The 17,526-nt window shown below is 64.7% G+C and carries 16 protein-coding genes; 8 read left to right on the top strand and 8 right to left on the bottom strand.

Going from position 1 to position 17,526, the window contains the following annotated elements; all coding sequences use genetic code 11:
- Positions 1–25 precede the first annotated feature (25 nt).
- From AC0ZJQ_RS07185 to AC0ZJQ_RS07175, 3 genes are read left to right on the top strand one after another with little or no spacing between them, the layout of a single operon-like run.
- Positions 26–874, top strand: a complete 849-nt coding sequence (locus AC0ZJQ_RS07185) for an AAA family ATPase (protein ID WP_102829368.1) — start codon at positions 26–28, stop codon at positions 872–874.
- A gap of 52 nt (positions 875–926) precedes the next feature.
- Positions 927–1,325, top strand: a complete 399-nt coding sequence (locus AC0ZJQ_RS07180; protein ID WP_008566965.1) for a GFA family protein — start codon at positions 927–929, stop codon at positions 1,323–1,325.
- A 46-nt stretch (positions 1,326–1,371) separates the two neighbouring features.
- Positions 1,372–2,550 (top strand): vWA domain-containing protein, encoded by a 1,179-nt coding sequence (locus AC0ZJQ_RS07175; RefSeq protein WP_008566963.1) that lies wholly within the window; start codon positions 1,372–1,374, stop codon positions 2,548–2,550.
- 43 nt (positions 2,551–2,593) lie between these two features.
- On the opposite strand, the gene AC0ZJQ_RS07170 is transcribed toward AC0ZJQ_RS07175, so the two are convergent.
- From AC0ZJQ_RS07170 to AC0ZJQ_RS07160, 3 genes are read right to left on the bottom strand one after another with little or no spacing between them, the layout of a single operon-like run.
- Positions 2,594–3,109 (bottom strand): DUF2937 family protein, encoded by a 516-nt coding sequence (locus AC0ZJQ_RS07170; protein ID WP_155553189.1) that lies wholly within the window; start codon positions 3,107–3,109, stop codon positions 2,594–2,596.
- Positions 3,103–3,885: a class II glutamine amidotransferase gene (locus AC0ZJQ_RS07165; RefSeq protein ID WP_155553187.1), complete on the bottom strand. Its 783-nt coding sequence runs from the start codon at positions 3,883–3,885 to the stop codon at positions 3,103–3,105. Before AC0ZJQ_RS07165 ends, AC0ZJQ_RS07170 begins: the two co-directional genes overlap by 7 nt.
- 30 nt (positions 3,886–3,915) lie before the next feature.
- Entirely contained in the window at positions 3,916–4,386 is a 471-nt protein-coding gene (locus AC0ZJQ_RS07160; protein ID WP_301620165.1) for an MFS transporter, read from the bottom strand.
- A 198-nt stretch (positions 4,387–4,584) separates the two neighbouring features.
- Here AC0ZJQ_RS07160 and AC0ZJQ_RS07155 point away from each other — a divergent pair, with 198 nt between their 5' ends.
- Positions 4,585–5,025 carry a universal stress protein gene (locus AC0ZJQ_RS07155; protein WP_008566959.1) on the top strand — a complete coding sequence of 147 codons (441 nt, stop codon included), beginning with the start codon at positions 4,585–4,587 and terminating at the stop codon, positions 5,023–5,025.
- A 30-nt stretch (positions 5,026–5,055) separates the two neighbouring features.
- Here the strand turns inward: AC0ZJQ_RS07155 and AC0ZJQ_RS07150 are convergent, their stop codons facing one another.
- Together AC0ZJQ_RS07150 and AC0ZJQ_RS07145 are read right to left on the bottom strand one after the other, a co-directional pair.
- The gene (locus tag AC0ZJQ_RS07150; protein ID WP_008566958.1) at positions 5,056–5,748 is read right to left on the bottom strand and encodes a DUF6901 family protein; all 693 of its coding nucleotides are present in this window, start codon (positions 5,746–5,748) and stop codon (positions 5,056–5,058) included.
- A 134-nt stretch (positions 5,749–5,882) separates the two neighbouring features.
- The gene (locus AC0ZJQ_RS07145) at positions 5,883–7,796 is read right to left on the bottom strand and encodes an ATP-binding cassette domain-containing protein (RefSeq protein ID WP_476477587.1); all 1,914 of its coding nucleotides are present in this window, start codon (positions 7,794–7,796) and stop codon (positions 5,883–5,885) included.
- 212 nt (positions 7,797–8,008) lie between these two features.
- On the opposite strand from AC0ZJQ_RS07145, the gene AC0ZJQ_RS07140 reads away from it, so the two are divergent.
- A complete protein-coding gene (locus AC0ZJQ_RS07140) occupies positions 8,009–9,931 on the top strand; it encodes a transglycosylase SLT domain-containing protein (RefSeq protein WP_476477586.1) in 1,923 nt (640 codons plus the stop codon).
- A gap of 39 nt (positions 9,932–9,970) precedes the next feature.
- On the opposite strand, the gene AC0ZJQ_RS07135 is transcribed toward AC0ZJQ_RS07140, so the two are convergent.
- The 3 genes from AC0ZJQ_RS07135 to yegS form a co-directional block, all read right to left on the bottom strand.
- On the bottom strand, positions 9,971–10,771 hold the full coding sequence (locus tag AC0ZJQ_RS07135; protein WP_167138138.1) for an MOSC domain-containing protein: 801 nt from the start codon (positions 10,769–10,771) through the stop codon (positions 9,971–9,973).
- A gap of 46 nt (positions 10,772–10,817) precedes the next feature.
- A complete protein-coding gene (locus tag AC0ZJQ_RS07130) occupies positions 10,818–11,750 on the bottom strand; it encodes a chemotaxis protein CheV (protein WP_314020250.1) in 933 nt (310 codons plus the stop codon).
- 123 nt (positions 11,751–11,873) lie between these two features.
- Entirely contained in the window at positions 11,874–12,773 is a 900-nt protein-coding gene (gene yegS, locus AC0ZJQ_RS07125; protein ID WP_165594918.1) for a lipid kinase YegS, read from the bottom strand.
- A 378-nt stretch (positions 12,774–13,151) separates the two neighbouring features.
- Here yegS and AC0ZJQ_RS07120 point away from each other — a divergent pair, with 378 nt between their 5' ends.
- The 3 genes from AC0ZJQ_RS07120 (at position 13,152) to AC0ZJQ_RS07110 (ending at position 17,412) form a co-directional block, all read left to right on the top strand.
- Entirely contained in the window at positions 13,152–14,585 is a 1,434-nt protein-coding gene (locus AC0ZJQ_RS07120) for an undecaprenyl-phosphate glucose phosphotransferase (protein WP_008566951.1), read from the top strand.
- Between the two features lie 160 nt (positions 14,586–14,745).
- A complete protein-coding gene (locus tag AC0ZJQ_RS07115; protein ID WP_037019287.1) occupies positions 14,746–15,183 on the top strand; it encodes a low molecular weight protein-tyrosine-phosphatase in 438 nt (145 codons plus the stop codon).
- A 15-nt stretch (positions 15,184–15,198) separates the two neighbouring features.
- Positions 15,199–17,412 carry a polysaccharide biosynthesis tyrosine autokinase gene (locus AC0ZJQ_RS07110; protein WP_008566948.1) on the top strand — a complete coding sequence of 738 codons (2,214 nt, stop codon included), beginning with the start codon at positions 15,199–15,201 and terminating at the stop codon, positions 17,410–17,412.
- Positions 17,413–17,526 lie beyond the last annotated feature (114 nt).

Genomic DNA, 17,526 nt, shown 5'->3' with positions numbered 1-17,526 from the left:
GCCAGGCCGGCCCAAGGAATCCGCGATGAAATTCGAAGGTACCCAGTCGTACGTCGCCACCGACGACCTCAAGCTCGCCGTCAACGCCGCCATCACCCTGCAGCGTCCGCTGCTGGTCAAGGGCGAACCGGGCACCGGTAAGACCATGCTCGCCGAGCAGCTGGCCGAATCCTTCGGCGCCAAGCTCATCACCTGGCACATCAAGTCCACCACCAAGGCGCATCAGGGCCTCTACGAATACGATGCGGTGAGCCGCCTGCGTGACTCGCAGCTGGGCGTGGACAAGGTCCACGACGTGAAGAACTACATCAAGAAAGGCAAGCTGTGGGAGGCCTTCGAGAGCGAGGAACGGGTCATCCTGCTGATCGACGAGATCGACAAGGCCGACATCGAGTTCCCCAACGACCTGTTGCAGGAACTCGACAAGATGGAGTTCTACGTTTACGAGACCAACGAGACGATCAAAGCCACCCAGCGGCCGATCATCATCATTACCTCGAACAACGAGAAGGAGCTGCCCGACGCCTTCCTGCGTCGCTGCTTCTTCCACTACATCGCCTTTCCGGATCGCGAGACGCTGCAGCGGATCGTCGACGTGCACTACCCGAACATCAAGAAGGAGCTGGTCAGCGAGGCGCTGGACGTGTTCTTCGATGTACGCAAGGTGCCGGGGCTGAAGAAGAAACCCTCGACCTCCGAGCTGGTCGACTGGCTGAAGCTGCTGATGGCCGACAACATCGGCGAAGCTGTGCTGCGCGAGCGCGACCCGACGCGGGCCATTCCGCCGCTGGCCGGCGCGCTGGTCAAGAACGAGCAGGACGTGATGCTGCTCGAGCGTCTAGCCTTCATGAGCCGACGCGCCAACAGCCGCTGATCGACGCCGGTTTCCGGTGGAGCCGGCCGTGCACTCACTGGAGGAAGAAACCATGCAAACGCATACCGGTAGTTGCCTGTGTGGCGTCGTGCGCTATCGCATCGACGCCCCCATCGACGCACTGACCCACTGCCACTGCAAGATGTGCCGCAAGGCCCATGGCGCCGCCTTCGCCACCTACGCGAGCGTGCCGCTGGAGGCCTTCCACTTCATGTCCGGCAAGGATCAGCTGGGCGTCTACCACTCCTCCGAACACGTGACGCGTACCTTCTGCATCCGCTGCGGCTCCAACCTGTTGTTCGTCGACAACCGCGAGCACGAGGTCGGCGTCGCCGCTGGCACGCTCGACTCGCCGCTGCCGGTACCTGCGCAATCGCACATCTTCGTCGGCTCCAAGGCCGACTGGTACGAGATTCGCGACGGCCTGCCCCAGCACGACCGTGACCTTTAACCCCATCGCCATCGCGCGCCGCCAAGTGCGCGCCTGAGGTTCTGCCATGTTGCTTGGCCTGTTCAACGAAATGCGTGCCGCCAAGGTTCCCGTCTCGGTGCGTGAACTGCTCGACCTGATCGACGCCCTCAAACACCGCGTGGTGTTCGCCGACATGGACGAGTTCTACTTCCTCGCGCGCACCGTGATGGTCAAGGACGAGCGCCACTTCGACAAGTTCGACCGGGCCTTCGGCGCCTACTTCAACGGCCTGCAGAACCTCGACCAGCATCTGGAAGCGCTGATTCCCGAAGAATGGTTGCGCAAGGAATTCGAGCGCAGCCTGACCGACGAGGAGCGCGCGCAGATTCAGTCGCTCGGCGGACTGGACAAACTGATTGAGGAATTCAAGAAGCGCCTGGAGGAGCAGAAGGAAAAGCACTCCGGCGGCAACAAGTGGATCGGCACCGGCGGCACCAGCCCGTTCGGCTCGGGCGGCTACAACCCGGAAGGAATCCGCATCGGCGATGCCGGCAAGCGTCAGGGCAAGGCGGTCAAGGTCTGGGACCAGCGCGAGTACAAGAACCTCGACGACCAGGTCGAGCTGGGCACGCGCAACATCAAGATCGCCCTGCGCCGCCTGCGCAAGTTCGCCCGCCAGGGCGCGGCGGAAGAACTGGACATCGACGGCACCATCGACCACACCGCGCGCGACGCCGGCCTGCTCAACATTCAGATGCGTCCCGAACGACGCAACGCGGTCAAACTGCTGTTGCTGATGGATATCGGCGGCTCGATGGACGCGCACGTCAAGGTCTGCGAGGAGCTGTTCTCGGCCTGCCGCACCGAGTTCAAGAATCTGGAGTTCTTCTACTTCCACAACTTCATCTACGAGTCGGTGTGGAAGAACAACTTCCGCCGAACCTCGGAGCGCACCTCCACGCTCGACCTGCTGCACAAGTACGGCCCGGACTACAAAGTAGTGTTCGTCGGCGACGCGGCGATGGCGCCCTACGAGGTCACCCAGCCGGGCGGCAGCGTCGAGCATTGGAACGAGGAAGCCGGTTACGTGTGGATGCAGCGCTTCATGGAGAAATACCGGAAGCTCATCTGGATCAACCCGTACCCGAAGGACACCTGGGGCTACACATCGTCCACCAGCATCATCCGCGAGCTAGTGGAAGACCGCATGTATCCGCTGACCCTGAGCGGGCTGGAAGACGGCATGCGCTTTCTCGCCAAATGAATCCGGGCTGACGCCGGGGCGGGTCGCGAAACGACGCGCCCGCTCAGCGATACAGCCGGTGGCGACGCCGACGCTGACGCAGCGGAAAGCTCAGAGCGAGCAAGACGCTTTCCACCAGCCAGGCCAGCAGCAGCGCGCAGCCCAGCCCCCAGGCAATCGCCTCCGGTGCCAGCAGCACCTGGTAGCGGTAGCCGGCGAGGGTTTCCCGGCGCAGTTCGGGGTCGGCACCGAGCAGCACGTGCCAGCTGCGCACGAACCAGGGCTGCTGCATGGCCTGCCATTCGCGATCCAGCAGGCGCATGCGCTGCACCAGCGCCTCCAGGCTGCGTGCATCGCTCTGGATCACCGCATCGTCGCTGGCACGGTAGTGCTCGACCAGCGCATTCAGATCGCCGTCGAAGAAGCGCTGCGCGGTATCGCGAAAGCCCTGCAGGCCGCGCTGCGCCTCCTGCCGATGCGCCTCGACGCGTTGCGCGTAGGCGTCGATGAAGCCCGGCACCTGCACGCCGACCAGCAGGCCGAAGGCGAACACCAACAGGCGCAGATAGCTCCTCAGCATGCGGCGTCCCGCCCCTGCGCGACGCACTCGCCACGCCGCCACAGGCTCCACTGCCCAGGGTCGTGGATGGTCCAGCATTCGTTGTCGGTCAACGGCTCGGTGGCGAGCACGGTCACCACGTCGCGCGGCGTGGTCTCGGCCTGGAAGTCCACCGTCAGCTCGGCATCCTTCAGCTGCGCCGGGCCGAACGGCGCGCGCCGGGTGATCTGCGCCAGCTTGGTACTGCAGAAGCTGAACAGCCATTCGCCGTTGCTCAGCAGGCAGTTGAACACGCCCTTGCTGCGGTAATGCCGGCAGGCCGCCAGCAGCGTCGGCAGCAACGCCTCGGCCTCGACGCGCTCGGGGAAGTCGGAGCGGATACGGTTGAGCAGATCGCAGAACGCCGCCTCGCTGTCCGTCTCGCCGACCGCCCGGTAGAAGCTGCCCGAGGGCTCGAAATCGCTCAGTTGACCGTTATGCGCGAAGCACCAGTACTGCCCCCACAGCTCGCGCATGAACGGATGGGTGTTGGCCAGCGTGACCCTGCCGACATTGGCATGGCGGATGTGGCCGATCACCACCTCGCTCTTGATCAGATAGTGCTGGACCATCTTCGCCACTTCCGACTCGCAGCTGGCCACCGGGTCCTGGAACAGCCGCAGGCCGCGCCCTTCGTAGAAGGCGATGCCCCAGCCATCCTTGTGCGGGCCGGTCCGGCCGCCGCGCTGCATGAGTCCGGTAAAACTGAAGACGATATCGGTGGGGACATTGGCGCTCATGCCGAGCAATTCGCACATAGGTTGATTCCCCGTGAAAACGCGAAGGTATTACAGGCGCGGTTCGGTCCGCACCCGGCGACCCGGCTGCGGAAAATAGTCGTCATCCTCGTCGTCGGCCATGCGCTCGCGCAGGGTACGCGGATCATCATCGGCCGCGGCGGTCGTCTGCCTGGCGGCGCGCTTGCGCCGCTCCAGCGGCCAGCGGATGGCCACCAGCAGCAGATACAGGGCGAACGCGATCAGGCCGTACAACGCCAGATCGGCAACCGCGCGCCAGGCGTTGTTGCCGACCTTGAGCAACACGTCCATTGCGGTAATGGCCACGGCGGGGGCGAAGAGTTCCTTGGCAGGATCGACGATAGTCGGCGTCAGCAGCAGGATCGCCGCCAGCAGCCGCAACGGCTCGCGCAGCCAGCGCCACATCCAGCGCGTCGCGCGGAACCAGACCAGCAGACAGCCCAGCGCGGCCACGCCGTAGACGGCCCAGGCCAGGGAATAATCGGTGTATGGCATCGACATCGGAATTCTCTCGGTGAGCCGGCCGGACCGACCGGCTGGCGCGACGCAGCATCATAACAGCCCGGCGCGCCCTGAGCGGCGCAACGGGCACTGGCGAAGCCATCGGCAACGCCGTATAAACCCTTCAATACATCGGTTCAATGCCAACCCCGTCGGCCCATCGAACTGCCCAGGCCGACCCGCTCAGGAGGAGTCATCATGCCCTACCAGCACATTCTGGTCGCCGTCGACCTGACCGACGAGTGTCACGCGGTAGTCGCGCGAGCCCAGGCCCTGGCCACCACTACCGGCGCCACGCTGACGCTGGTGCATATCATCGAGCCGATGGCGATGGCCTTCGGCGGCGACGTGCCGATGGACCTGTCGATGCTGCAACAGCAGCAGTTCGACCAGGCCCGCGAACGGATGGACGGCTTCGCCGATATCTATCCCAGCCTCACGCCGGAACAGCGCCACCTGGCCTACGGTCAGCCGCGTCAGGAAGTACACCGGCTGGCCAAGGAACAGCAGTGCGACCTGATCGTCGTTGGCAGCCACGGCCGCCACGGTCTGGCGCTGCTACTCGGTTCGACTGCCAACGACATCCTGCACGGCGCGCCGTGCGATGTGCTCGCGGTGCGCCTGAAGAAAGTCGACTGATCGAGTCGGCCTGAGCGGGCCGAGTCCCGCTCAGAGCGCTTCGGCCCCCTCGCCGGCGCTCATCACCAGCGGGCGGATTTTCTGCAGCTGGGTTTCCAGCGAGTAGGTCAGGCTGGAAGCCATCGAGAAGAAGCTGAGGAACGCCTTGAGGTTGCAGTCGCCCTCGCAGGTATCGACGATCCGCTGCCAGAACGCCTGATTGACCAGCTGCAGCTGCTGGAACGAACGCACCAGCCCGCGCAGCTCCCAGTCCGCATGCCGCCCTTCACGCAGGTTGAAATACTGACGGGCCAGGTACAGCGACACCGCCCGTAGCACGAACTCGCGGTTGCTGGCGAACGGCAGGTGCTGTTGGGCCATCGGCTTGAGCCGACCGAGTACCGGACAGGCGCTGGTGGCCATGATCACCCCGAGCAGCGCCCGCAAGCCCTCTTCGAGACCGACCAGCTTGGTGTATTCGCGTTCTGGTGTGCGTACCCAGACCAGCGCCTTCTGGATCGCCGGCAGGCCCTGGAAGTCTTCGATGACCCGGTGCAGGTCGACCGCCGCCGGGCAATGGCTGAATTCGTTCTGACTCAACGGGCAATTGCTGCAACGCTGATGCTCCAGGCGTGTCCACTTCGGTGCCCGCGCGGCAGCTTCCTTGTCGTAGGCGCGATCCAGTTCGATCCGGTAACTGAAATCGTGCTCATCATCCAGGGTGATGCGGTATTCAATAGCCATCAATGCTCCATCGTCATGACTGCAAACCGCAGCGAACTTAACCAGCAGGCTTCCGTAAGGTATTGATCCACCTCAGGAAGCCCGCTGCGCGCTGCGGACATCTTCAAGCACGACCGGCGCCCGTGGAGGCCGTTTCAGTCCTCCAGCTCAGCCCAGCGCTCCAGCAGCTGATCGAGCTCCTGCTGCACTGCTTCCAGGCGCGCCAGTGCCGCGCCCGTTACCTCGGCTGGCTGCTGGTAAAACGCCGGATCGGACACCTGCGCCTGCAACGCCGCGATAGCCTGCTCCGCTGCGTCGATCTGCCCCGGCAGCGCCTCGAGCTCGCGCTGCAACTTGTAGCTGAGCTTCTTCTTCGTCGGTGCCGGTTCGGCAACCGCCGGTGCCACAGGCGCAGGCTCCGTCCGCGGCTGGGCGCTGGCCTTGCTTTCGGCGGCTTCACCCACCCCAAGCAGGCGTGGCGAACCACCCTGACGCAGCCAGTCCTGATAACCGCCGACGTACTCGCGCACCTCGCCGTTGCCCTGGAACACCAGCGTGCTGGTCACCACGTTGTCGAGGAAGGCCCGGTCGTGGCTGACCATCAGCACCGTGCCCGGGAAGCCCAGCAGCACCTCTTCGAGCAGCTCGAGCGTCTCGACGTCGAGGTCGTTGGTCGGCTCGTCCAGCACCAGCAGGTTGGCCGGCTTGCTGAACAGCTTGGCGAGCAAGAGGCGTGCCCGCTCGCCCCCCGACAGCGCCTTGACCGGCGTGCGCGCACGTTGCGGGCTGAACAGGAAGTCGCCGAGGTAGCTCAGCACGTGGCGGTTCTGTCCGTCGATGGTGATGAATTCGCGCCCCTCGGCGAGGTTGTCGATCACCGTCTTTTCCAGCTCCAGCTGGTGACGCAATTGGTCGAAATACGCCACTTCGAGCTTGGTGCCGATCTCGATGCTGCCCGCGGTCGGCTGCAGCTCGCCGAGTAGCAGTTTGAGCAGTGTGGTCTTGCCGGTGCCGTTGGCGCCAAGCAGGCCGATACGGTCGCCGCGCTGCACGACCATGGAGAAATCGCGGATCAGCGGCTCGCCACCCGGATGGGCGAAGCTCACCTGCTCGGCGGCGATCACCTGCTTGCCGGACTTGTCCGCGCTTTCCAGCTGGAAGCTCGCCTTGCCCTGACGCTCGCGGCGCTGACTGCGCTCGACGCGCAGCGCCTTCAGCTCGCGCACGCGGCCCTCGTTACGGGTGCGGCGCGCCTTGATGCCCTGGCGAATCCAGACTTCTTCCTGGGCCAGCTTCTTGTCGAACAGCGCGTTCGCGGTTTCCTCTGCCGCCAGCTGCTGCTCCTTGTGCACCAGGAAACTGGCGTAGTCGCCGTTCCAGTCGATCAGATGGCCACGATCGAGTTCGAGGATGCGCGTGGCCAGATTCTGCAGGAAGGCCCGGTCGTGGGTGATGAACAGCACCGCGCCGTTGAAGCCGGTCAGCGCCTCTTCCAGCCAGGCGATGGCGCCGATATCCAGATGGTTGGTCGGCTCGTCAAGCAGCAGCAGGTCGGGCTCGGAAACCAGCGCCTGGGCCAGCAGCACGCGCCGCCGCCAGCCACCGGAAAGCTCGGCCAGGGTTCGGTCGGCCGGCAGTTGCAGGCGGCTCAGGGTGCTTTCGACCAGCTGCTGCAGGCGCCAGCCATCCTTCGCTTCCAGCGCCTGTTGCACGTGCATCAGCTTGTCGAGATCGTCCTGGTCCTGGATGTTCATGCTGAGGTGGTGGTACTCGGCCAGCAGTTCGCCGACACCTTCCAGCCCCTCGGCGACGACATCGAACACCGTACGGTCGTCGGCGCGCGGCAGCTCCTGCGGCAGCTCGCCGATCTTCAGACCTGGCGCGCGCCAGATCTCGCCGTCATCGGCGCTGCGGTCGCCCTTGACCAGGCGCAGCATGCTCGACTTGCCCGTGCCGTTGCGGCCGATGATGCAGACCCGCTCACCCCGCGCGATCTGCCAGGACACGCCGTCGAGCAGCGGCGTGGTGCCATAGGCCAGGGATACATCGGTGAACTTGAGCAGGGTCATGACTACCTCCGGAAAACAGGGCGCGCAGTCTAGCAGATGCGCGCCTGTGGACCGCGGATACGCCCGTTCCAACGGCAGATCGGGAGCGGCTCGCGCACGCCCCGGCCAGACGCCGCGCAATAGTTCCCGGCACTCGTCCAAAGCGCATTTAACTGACCGCCCCGGCAGGCTAAGCTAGCGCGGTAATACACCCGCCTCTTCCCGGAAGTCTCATGCGCAGTCGACTCTCCAACCTGCTGTTCTGCCTGTGTTTTTCAGCGCTGGCCATGGATGTCTCGGCCGCCAGCCTGGCCCAGCAGCGCCAGCTCTACGATGAAGCCAAGCGCGCCCTCGCCAAGGGCGACAGCGCGCCGTACCGGCGCCACGCCAGCGCACTGCGCGACTATCCGCTGGAACCGTACCTGGCCTACGACGAGCTGACCGCCCGACTCAAGACCGCGAGCACCGCGGAAATCGAGAAATTTCTTGCCGAACACGGCGACCTGCCGCAGATCAGCTGGATGAAACTGCGCTGGCTGCGTCTTCTGGCAGCGCGCGGCGACTGGCCCACGTTCCTCAAGTACTACGATCCGAAGCTGAACTTCACCGAGCTGGACTGCCTGTTCGGCCAGTATCAGCTCGGCCGCGGCCTGCCCGAAGGCGATGCTACCGCCGAGCGCCTCTGGCTGGTCGGCAAATCGCAGCCCGAAGCCTGCGACGTGCTGTTCACGCAATGGACCGCCAAGGGCGGGCTCACCGAGGAACGCCGCTGGAAACGCACCAAGCTCGCGGTGGAGACCGGCAACTACGGACTGGCCAGCTTCCTCAGCAAGAACCTGTCGAGCCTGCGCGGCCACGGCGAGCTGCTCGTCGAGGTCGCGCAGAAGCCGCAGATGCTGAGCCAGACCGAGCGTTTTTCCGGCGGCCATCCGGCCATGGCCGACGTGGTCGCCATCGGCCTGCGCCGCCTCGCCCGCCAGGACCCGGAGAAGGCGCTGGCCTTGCTCGACGGCTATGCCCGGCGTCACGCCTTCTCCGCCGAAGAGAAGGTGGCGATCGCCCGGCAGATCGGCCTGACGCTGGCCAAGCGTTTCGACAGCCGCGCGCTGCAGGTGATGGCCGAGTACGACCCGGAGCTGCGCGACAACACCGTCAGCGAATGGCGCGCGCGCCTGCTGCTGCGTCTGGGCCGCTGGGAGGATGCCTACGCCCTGACTCAGCGTTTCCCTGACGAGCTGGCCAAGAGCAACCGCTGGCGCTACTGGCGGGCGCGCAGCCTGGAGCTGGCCAAGCCGCAGAGTCCGCAGGCGATCTCGCTGTACCAGCCGGTTGCCGCCGAGCGCGACTTCTATGGCTTCCTCTCGGCCGATCGCATCCAGGCGCCGTACAAGCTCAACCACCAGCCGCTGGCCTTGCCGCCGAAGCTGGTGCAGAAGGTCCGCAACACCGCCGGCATCCGCCGCGCGCTGGAATTCCACGCACGTGGGCAGATCGTCGATGGCCGCCGCGAGTGGTATCACGTCAGTCGGCTGTTCAGCCGCGACGAGCTGGTGGCCCAGGCGCGACTGGCCTACGAGATGGGCTGGTATTTCCCGGCGATCCGCAGCATCAGCCAGGCACAGTACTGGGACGACCTCGACATCCGCTTCCCGATGGCGCACCGCAGCACGCTGGTCAACGCGGCGAAGGCACGGGAAATCCATCCGAGCTGGGTGTTCGCCATCACCCGCCAGGAAAGCGCGTTCATGGCCGATGCGCGTTCGCACGTCGGCGCCAGCGGGCTGATGCAGCTGATGCCCGCCACGGCCAAGGAAACCGCGCGGCGCTTCGGCATTCCGCTGTCCTCGCCGCAGCAGGTGCTCAACCCGAACGTCAACATCCAGCTCGGCGCGGCGTATCTCAGCCAGATCTACGCGCAGTTCAACGGCAATCGCGTGCTGGCCTCGGCCGCCTACAACGCCGGCCCCGGCCGCGTACGGCAGTGGCTGCGCGATGCCGGGCACCTGTCGTTCGATGTCTGGGTGGAAAACATTCCGTTCGACGAAACCCGCCAGTACGTGCAGAACGTGCTCACCTACTCGGTGATCTACGGGCAGAAGCTCAACGCGCCGCAGCCGCTGGTGGAGTGGCACGAGCGCTATTTCGAGAATCAGTGAGGCGATGCCGGGGCGGCGGCAAGTGCCGCCCCGGCCGGATCACTCGAGAATTTCCACCGGCATGCCCACTTCGAGCAGCCCCCTGCCTTCGGCGATCAGGTTCTGGCCGAAGAACACACCGCCCGCCCGTTTGCGATAGCCCAGCAGTGTCGCCAGCGGCTCACTGTCGGCGCTGCGCTCGGCGGTGTGCAGGTCGATGGTCGGAATCGCGCAGCGCGAGCAGGGTTTGGCCACGCGGAAGGTCAGCGCACCGATGCGGATGCGCTTCCAGTCATCCTCGGCATAGGGCGCGGCGCCGGCGACCACCAGGTTCGGGCGAAAGCGCAGCATTTCCAGCGGCCGGCCGACCCGCGCGCAGAGGTCGTCGAGCGAGGCCTGGCCGATCAGCAGAAAGGGGAAACCGTCGCTGAAGGCCGTGTTCTCGCCGAGTCGTGCATAGTCGAGGTCGACCTGGATGCCGTAATCCTCCGGCAGGTAGACCAGACGGCAGGCCTGGCCGAGAAACTCCGACAGCCAGGCAGCCGCGGCTTCACCGGCATCCGGCACCACCGGGTGGTTGTTCCAGACCTGCACACAGCGCATCAGCTGGTCACCCGGCACGCTCACCAGCAGCTCGGGCATGCCCGGCGCCGCCAGCTGCAACGCCGTATCGCCCTGCCAATGCGCACGCAGCAACGCCATGCGCGGCACCGCGCGCTGGGTGAGGAAGCGCCCGGTACCGGCCGCGACCACCATCCAGCGGCGATCGCCGATCAGGCCGAGGGAGTCGCTGGCGCAGCGCTGTAGCGATTCGCCGGCGGCAGATTTGAGGGGGAAACGGTACAGCGAGGACAGGTGCATGCTGCGCCTCCAGCGAGCGGAAAGCGCAGCAGCATAGCAGAGCGAATCAGGCCAGTTCGTCGCGCTGCAGACGCTCGCGGATCACGTCGACCAGCTTCTCCGGCTGGAACTTTGAGAGGAAGTTGTCGCAACCGACCTTCTGCACCATCGCCTGGTTGAAACTGCCCGACAGCGAGGTGTGCAGCACCACATAGAGATCGCGCATGCGCGGGTCCTGGCGGATCTCGGTGGTCAGCCGGTAGCCATCCATCTCCGGCATTTCGGCATCGGTGAAGACCATCAGCAGCTTGTCGGTCAGCACCTCGCCGGCGTCGGCCCAGGCCTTGAGCTGATTCAGGCCCTTGAGGCCGTCGCTGGCGGTATGGATCGTCAGGCCGAGCTGGGTCAGCGTTTCACGCAGCTGCGCCAGGGCGACGCTGGAATCGTCGACGCACAACACCTCACGGCCGCGCGCCCGTTCGAGCAGCGGATCGGCCAGGCGATCAGCGGAAATGCTGGTGCTGTAAGGGACGATCTCGGCCAGGACCTTCTCGACGTCGATTACCTCGACCAGCTCGTCGTCGACCTTGGTGATCGCAGTGAGGTAGTGCTGGCGTCCGGCGGTTCCCGGCGGCGGCAGCACTTCCTCCCAGTTCAGATTGAGGATGCGGTCGACGCCGCCGACCAGGAAGGCCTGCACCGTGCGGTTGTACTCGGTGACGATGATGGTGCTGCGCTCGTCCGGCACCAGCGGGCGCAGGCCGATGGCGCGCGACAGGTCAATCACCGGCAGCGTCTGGCCGCGCAGGTTGACCACTCCGCAAACCGAGCTGTGACGATGCGGCATGAGCGTCATCTTCGGCAGCTGGACGACCTCCTGCACCTTGAACACGTTGATGGCGAACCGTTGGCGCCCGGACAGGCGGAACATGAGGATTTCCAGCCGGTTCTGGCCCACCAAGCGGGTGCGCTGATCGACTGAATCGAGAATGCCGGCCATTGCGGGCTCCTTGGACGAAGTGGATATCGTGATATCGGCCACATTGCCGCGCCCTTTAAGCGCGATGTCGATCCGCCGGTTAAATCGACCGCCAGATCCGCCCTCACCCGCCCGCGCAGCGACTCAATCCTGGTGCAGCAGCGGCGAATCCGCCGGCAGGTGCATGCGCAACGCGCCGGGCCGCACGCGGAAATGCAGGTTGGCCTCGGCCACCGGCTCGCCATCCAGATTGATGTCGATCGGCTCCGGCGCCTCGACTTCCAGCCACGCCAGCCGCGCGTTGACCGAGACGGCCTCGACGCCACGCAATCCGCCGCTGAGCAACGTACCCAGCGTGCCCACGGCATCTTCCGGGGCCGGCACGATACAGACATCCAGCAGGCCGTCATCGATCAGCGCCTGTGGACAGAGCAGCTGTCCGCCCCCGGCCTGACGACCGTTGCCGATGCCGAGCGCGAGGAAGTCGCCCTCCCACTCGAAATCCGGCCCGCGAAAACGGCCATAGGCGGAATGGATCTCGGCGAAGCGCGTCAGCCCGGTCAGCAGGTAGGCACCACCGCCGAGCACGCGCTTGAGATCTTCCGAGGTGTTGGCCGTGACCTTCGAGCCGAATCCGCCAGTGGCCATGTTGACGAATGGACTGCCGTTCATTTCACCGAGGTCGATCGCCACTGCCGGCTGGTCCAGCAGCCCCAGCGCGTCGAAGGGCTCCGAGGGAATCCCCGCGGCGCGGGCAAAATCGTTGGCGCTGCCCAGCGGCAGCAACGCCAGACTGGCATCGGCTGGATGCCGCAGCATGGCTTCGGCCACTTCGTGCAGCGTGCCGTCGCCACCGCCGGCAATCAGCAGGCGATGGCCGGCATCGAGCGCCTCGCAGACCAGCCGTTCGACATCCCCGGCCTCCCAGGTGACGCGCACGGCCAGGTCCCAGCCGAGCTCACGCTGCCGGTCCACGGCCGCGCGCACCTCGTCATTGAGCGACTGCTTGCCATGCAGGATCAGCAAGGCTTTGGGCTGGCTCATGAAAGCGCTTCCTTCTAGTCGGATACGCAGATCAGACCTGTCGCGCCGGTGGAAAGTTGTAGCGGGCGGCTCGTTCGGGATTAACCCAAAACTTCGATAGGTGCGGCCACCGGTCGGCAGCCCACGCCGCTCTGGCGCAGCCTTGATGGTGCGCCGGAATAGCGACACCCCATGAAAATCAACGAGTTACAGGACAGAACAGATTTTTTACAGATTCCTGGCGGAGCCTCGCGAGCCAATGAACTCATTTCACCGAGGACGGTCGGAGCCATTGTCCTAAATGAGGTTGCGATAGCCGCCTGCCATCAGGCAGTGCGTGCCGCGGCGATTCGAAACGAGCAAAGACCAGCCGTAGTAGCTGAGGAAGGGAGCCTTGTAATGCGTTTACAGTCCGTGGGAACACTTGAGTACGCTCACCCCAGTTTCGTCGATTACTTTCTCGCCAGCGTCCGCCTAATCCACGGCCTGACGGCCATTCTGCCGGGTTTGCTGCTGCTGATGTTCCTGCAGGACCTGCCGGCCGGTGGCGGTGCGTTCAGTGCCTTCCTGATGTTCTTCGGCGTGCTGAGTATCGTCATCTTCCAGTCGGTCGGCATCTACAGCGAGGAAGTGTTCAGCACCCTGCTGCGCTTTCGCATCATGCTGCTGGCCTGGGCTGCGGCGTTCAGCCTGCTGATTTTCATGCACCAGGGCATGGGCCTGTTCAGCTACCTGGACGCCGAGCATCTGGCCTTCTGGTTCGTCACCAGCGCGGTGCTGTTCGGCGCCGAGCGTCTGGCAATGCTCGCCCTGTTCCGCCGTCTGATGGCGCGCGGCATGTACCTGCAGAACGCGGTGATCCTTGGTGGCACGGAGAACGGCCAGCGCGTCGCCGAATACCTGCAGCACAACCGCGACATCCGCACCGGCGTGCTCGGCTTCATCGATGACCGCCTGGAGCGCCTGCCGAGCGAACTGTGCAACCTGCCGCTGCTGGGTAACACCCGTGATCTGGAGCGCATGATTCGCGAAGAAAAGGTCACTCAGGTGCTGGTCGCCTTGCCCTGGTTCGCTGACAGCCGCATCGGCCAGGTCATCAATGAACTGCGCAAGCTGCCGGTCAACGTGCTGCTGGTGCCGGACATGGTCGCCTTCCGCCACGCCAACAAGCGCATCACCGAAGTCGCCGGTCTGCCCACGCTGATCGCCTCGGACCTGCCGCTGCGTGGCTGGTCACCGCTGTTCAAGCGCCTGGAAGACCTCGTGCTGTCCAGCATCGCCCTGCTGGCCGCCGCGCCGGTGATGTTGCTGATCGCGCTGGCGATCAAGATCGACTCGCGCGGGCCGGTGTTCTTCAAGCAGAAGCGCTACGGCTACAACAACCGGCTGATCGAGGTGTTCAAGTTCCGCTCGATGTACCACGAGAAGAGCGACGCCAACGCCGACCGCCAGACCACGCGCCACGACGACCGCATCACCCGCGTCGGCCGCTTCATCCGCAAGACCAGCCTCGATGAGCTGCCGCAGCTGATCAACGTGTTCCTCGGCAGCATGTCGATGGTCGGTCCGCGTCCGCACGCGACCGCCACCAAGGCCGCCGGCGTGCTGTTCGAAGATGCCGTGGCCGAATACTCGGCACGCCACCGGGTCAAGCCGGGCATCACCGGCTGGGCGCAGATCAACGGCTATCGCGGTGAAACCGACACCCTCGAAAAGATCGAAAAACGCGTCGAGTACGACTTGGACTACATCGAACGCTGGTCGGTCTGGTTCGACCTTTACATCCTCTTTCGCACCGTTCCGGCGCTGCTCTTCAACAAAGACGTCTACTGATCCGCACGCGCCCGCCGGGCCGCGTTTCATGGGCAGCGATGCCCACGGCGCGGCGGGCGCGGCAGGAAGGAACTAATGAACCCCACCACTATCTCACTTTGGCGTTCAGCACCGGCGGGCTCCGCCGTGGCCGGCAACCAGCCGGCAAGGCGGAACGCACATGTTTGAAAACATCTTGATCGTCTGTGTCGGAAACATCTGCCGCAGCCCCACAGCGCAGGCGTTGCTGGCCCACAGACTCAGCGGACAAGGCCTGACGATCAGTTCGGCAGGTATCGGTGCATTAGTAGGTAACCCGATGGACAAAACCGCGCATGACGTACTGCAGGAGCACGGATTGGACTTCACGGCCCACCGCGCCCGCCAGGTCGACAGTCACATGCTGCACGACGCCGACCTCATCCTGGCCATGGAACACAGCCATATCCAGCACATCCGCCAGATCGCGCCGGAAGTGCATGGCAAGACATTCCTGATCGGCAAGTGGCAGGACGAGCTGGAGATCCCCGATCCCTACCGCCAGTCCCGGCCCGCCTTTGAACACGTACACACGCTTCTGACGCAAGCCGTCGAAAGCTGGCTTCCTTACCTGAAATAAGAAGAAGGAACTTCGATGACAACCATGCCCCGCCCGATCTATGAAACCAAAGAGGACAAGGACATCGACCTGGCCCACCTCTTTGACACGTTCCTCAACAACCGCGCGCTCATCATGAGCATCACCGGCTTCTTCGCCGCCCTGGGCATTGCCTACGCGCTGCTGTCGACCCCGGTGTATCTCGCCAGCGCCATGATCCAGATCGAACCAAAGAACGGCTTGCCCAGCCTGACCGACGTGGTCAACACCAACCCACCGGTTTCGCCGGCACAGACCGAGATCGCCCTGCTGAAATCCCGCTCGGTGGTGGGTGGCGCGGTACAAAGCCTGAATCTGGACATCATCATCGAGCCGCATCATTTCCCGATCATCGGCGGCTTCATGGCACGCCGCTTCGAACCCAAGGAAGAAGGCGAGCTGGGCTGGTACCCGGACGGCTTCGAGTCCTACGCCTGGGGCGGCGAGCAGCTGAAGATCACTCAGCTGGATGTGCCGGATCAGCTGCACGGCGAAGAACTGGTCCTGGAGGCCGCGGAAAACAACGGCTTCATCCTGCGCGACCCGGACGACGAAGTCGTGGTCCAGGGCGTGGTCGGCGAGCCGGTGGAAACCGAGGAATTCCGCGTCAACGTGGAGAAGCTGATCGCCCGTCCCGGCACCACCTTCACGGTGATCAAGAACCGCACCTACAACACCACCGAAAGCTACCAGCAGCGCCTGTCGGCCGCTGAACACGGCAAGCAGTCCGGCATCGTCAACGTGACGCTGGAGGACACTGACCCGGAAGAAGCGGTCCGCGTACTGGAAGAAGTCGCGCAGCGCTATGTCGAGCAGAACGTCGCGCGCAACGCGGCCGAAGCCACGCAGAGCCTGGAGTTCCTCAACGAGCAGGTGCCGGCTGTGCGCAAGCAGCTGGAAGCCGCCCAGACCGCGCTGAACAAGTACCAGACCGGTTCCAAGACCGTCGACATCACCGCCGAAACCCAGTCGGTGCTCGACCGCATCGTCGATCTGGAAGCGCAGATCTCCGAGCAGAACCTCAAGCGTACCGAGATGGAGCGCCGCTTCACCCGTCAGCACCCGAACTTCCAGGCGCTGATCAACCAGATCAACCAACTGCAGACGCAGAAGGCTGAACTGGAGAAGCAGATCGGCACCCTGCCGTCGACCCAGCAGGAACTGCTGCGTCTGAACCGCGACGTCGAAGTGTCTTCGGAAACCTACTCGATGCTGCTGAACAAGACCCAGGAGCTGGACATCATCCGCGCCGGCACCGTGGGCAACGTGCGCATCATCGACCACGCTGCCGCCGACCTGGAAAACCCGGTCAAGCCGAACAAGCCGCTGCTGGTCATCGTCGCCACCCTGCTCGGCGGGCTGCTCGCCGTGGCGTTCGTCTACGTGCGTGAGGCACTCAAGCGCGGCGTGGAGAACCCGGAAGACATCGAGCGCGCGGGCACCCCGGTTTACGCGGCGATTCCGTTCAGCGAGAAGCAGGCCGGTCTGGAGAAGCGCCTGGCCAACTTCAAGCGCGACAAGAGCACGGCCTCCTACCTGCTGACGGTCAACGACCCGGCCGATCTCGCCACCGAAGCCATGCGCAGCCTGCGTACGAGCCTGCACTTCGCGATGATCGAGGCGAAGAACAACGTGCTGATGATCACCGGCCCGAGCCCGGCAGTCGGCAAGTCGTTCGTCACCACCAACCTGGCCGCGGTCATCGCCCAGTCCGGCAAGCGCGTGCTGCTGGTGGACGCCGACATGCGCAAGGGTTACCTGCACAAGGTCATGCGCGCCGACGGCGAAAAGGGCCTGTCCGACATCCTCTCCGGCCGCATCACCCTGTTCGATGCGATCCAGAAGACCCAGCTGAACAACCTGCACGTGATCAGCCACGGCCAGCTGCCGCCGAACCCGTCCGAACTGCTGATGCACGAGAACTTCGCCCGGTTCGTCAAAGAAATCAGCACCATGTACGACCTGGTGATCTTCGACACGCCGCCGATCCTCGCCGTCACCGACGCCGCGCTGGTCGGCAGCCAGGCCGGTACCACGCTGATGGTCACCCGCTACGGCATGAACGGCATCAAGGAAATCGAGGCCGCCAAGCGCCGCCTCGAGCAGAACGGCCTGCTGGTCAAGGGCGTGATCTTCAACGCAGTGATCCGCAAAGCCTCCACCTACGGCGAGTACGGTTACTACCAGTACGAATACGTAAGCAACAAATGACGCAACGGCACCGCGGCCCGAGGGCTGCGGTGCCTGTCCGCGCCGCATAGCCGGCCCAATTTTCCCGTTCCCCGCTGCGAGGCTGCGTGCCTCGGCGGACCTCCTTTTGCCGAT

It is taken from the genome of Stutzerimonas sp. 21-1, from assembly GCF_056336065.1.
The sequence above is the reverse complement of the archived record's forward strand: the minus strand, read 5'-3'. Positions and strand labels throughout refer to the sequence as shown.

Bases quoted from the DNA above. Each gene is read 5' to 3' on its own strand.
- AC0ZJQ_RS07185 (WP_102829368.1), top strand. From the start codon at position 26: ATGAAATTCGAAGGTACCCAGTCGTACGTCGCCACCGACGACCTCAAG.
- AC0ZJQ_RS07180 (WP_008566965.1), top strand. From the start codon at position 927: ATGCAAACGCATACCGGTAGTTGCCTGTGTGGCGTCGTGCGCTATCGC.
- AC0ZJQ_RS07175 (WP_008566963.1), top strand. From the start codon at position 1,372: ATGTTGCTTGGCCTGTTCAACGAAATGCGTGCCGCCAAGGTTCCCGTC.
- AC0ZJQ_RS07170 (WP_155553189.1), bottom strand. From the start codon at position 3,109: ATGCTGAGGAGCTATCTGCGCCTGTTGGTGTTCGCCTTCGGCCTGCTG.
- AC0ZJQ_RS07165 (WP_155553187.1), bottom strand. From the start codon at position 3,885: ATGTGCGAATTGCTCGGCATGAGCGCCAATGTCCCCACCGATATCGTC.
- AC0ZJQ_RS07160 (WP_301620165.1), bottom strand. From the start codon at position 4,386: ATGTCGATGCCATACACCGATTATTCCCTGGCCTGGGCCGTCTACGGC.
- AC0ZJQ_RS07155 (WP_008566959.1), top strand. From the start codon at position 4,585: ATGCCCTACCAGCACATTCTGGTCGCCGTCGACCTGACCGACGAGTGT.
- AC0ZJQ_RS07150 (WP_008566958.1), bottom strand. From the start codon at position 5,748: ATGGCTATTGAATACCGCATCACCCTGGATGATGAGCACGATTTCAGT.
- AC0ZJQ_RS07145 (WP_476477587.1), bottom strand. From the start codon at position 7,796: ATGACCCTGCTCAAGTTCACCGATGTATCCCTGGCCTATGGCACCACG.
- AC0ZJQ_RS07140 (WP_476477586.1), top strand. From the start codon at position 8,009: ATGCGCAGTCGACTCTCCAACCTGCTGTTCTGCCTGTGTTTTTCAGCG.
- AC0ZJQ_RS07135 (WP_167138138.1), bottom strand. From the start codon at position 10,771: ATGCACCTGTCCTCGCTGTACCGTTTCCCCCTCAAATCTGCCGCCGGC.
- AC0ZJQ_RS07130 (WP_314020250.1), bottom strand. From the start codon at position 11,750: ATGGCCGGCATTCTCGATTCAGTCGATCAGCGCACCCGCTTGGTGGGC.
- yegS (WP_165594918.1), bottom strand. From the start codon at position 12,773: ATGAGCCAGCCCAAAGCCTTGCTGATCCTGCATGGCAAGCAGTCGCTC.
- AC0ZJQ_RS07120 (WP_008566951.1), top strand. From the start codon at position 13,152: ATGCGTTTACAGTCCGTGGGAACACTTGAGTACGCTCACCCCAGTTTC.
- AC0ZJQ_RS07115 (WP_037019287.1), top strand. From the start codon at position 14,746: ATGTTTGAAAACATCTTGATCGTCTGTGTCGGAAACATCTGCCGCAGC.
- AC0ZJQ_RS07110 (WP_008566948.1), top strand. From the start codon at position 15,199: ATGACAACCATGCCCCGCCCGATCTATGAAACCAAAGAGGACAAGGAC.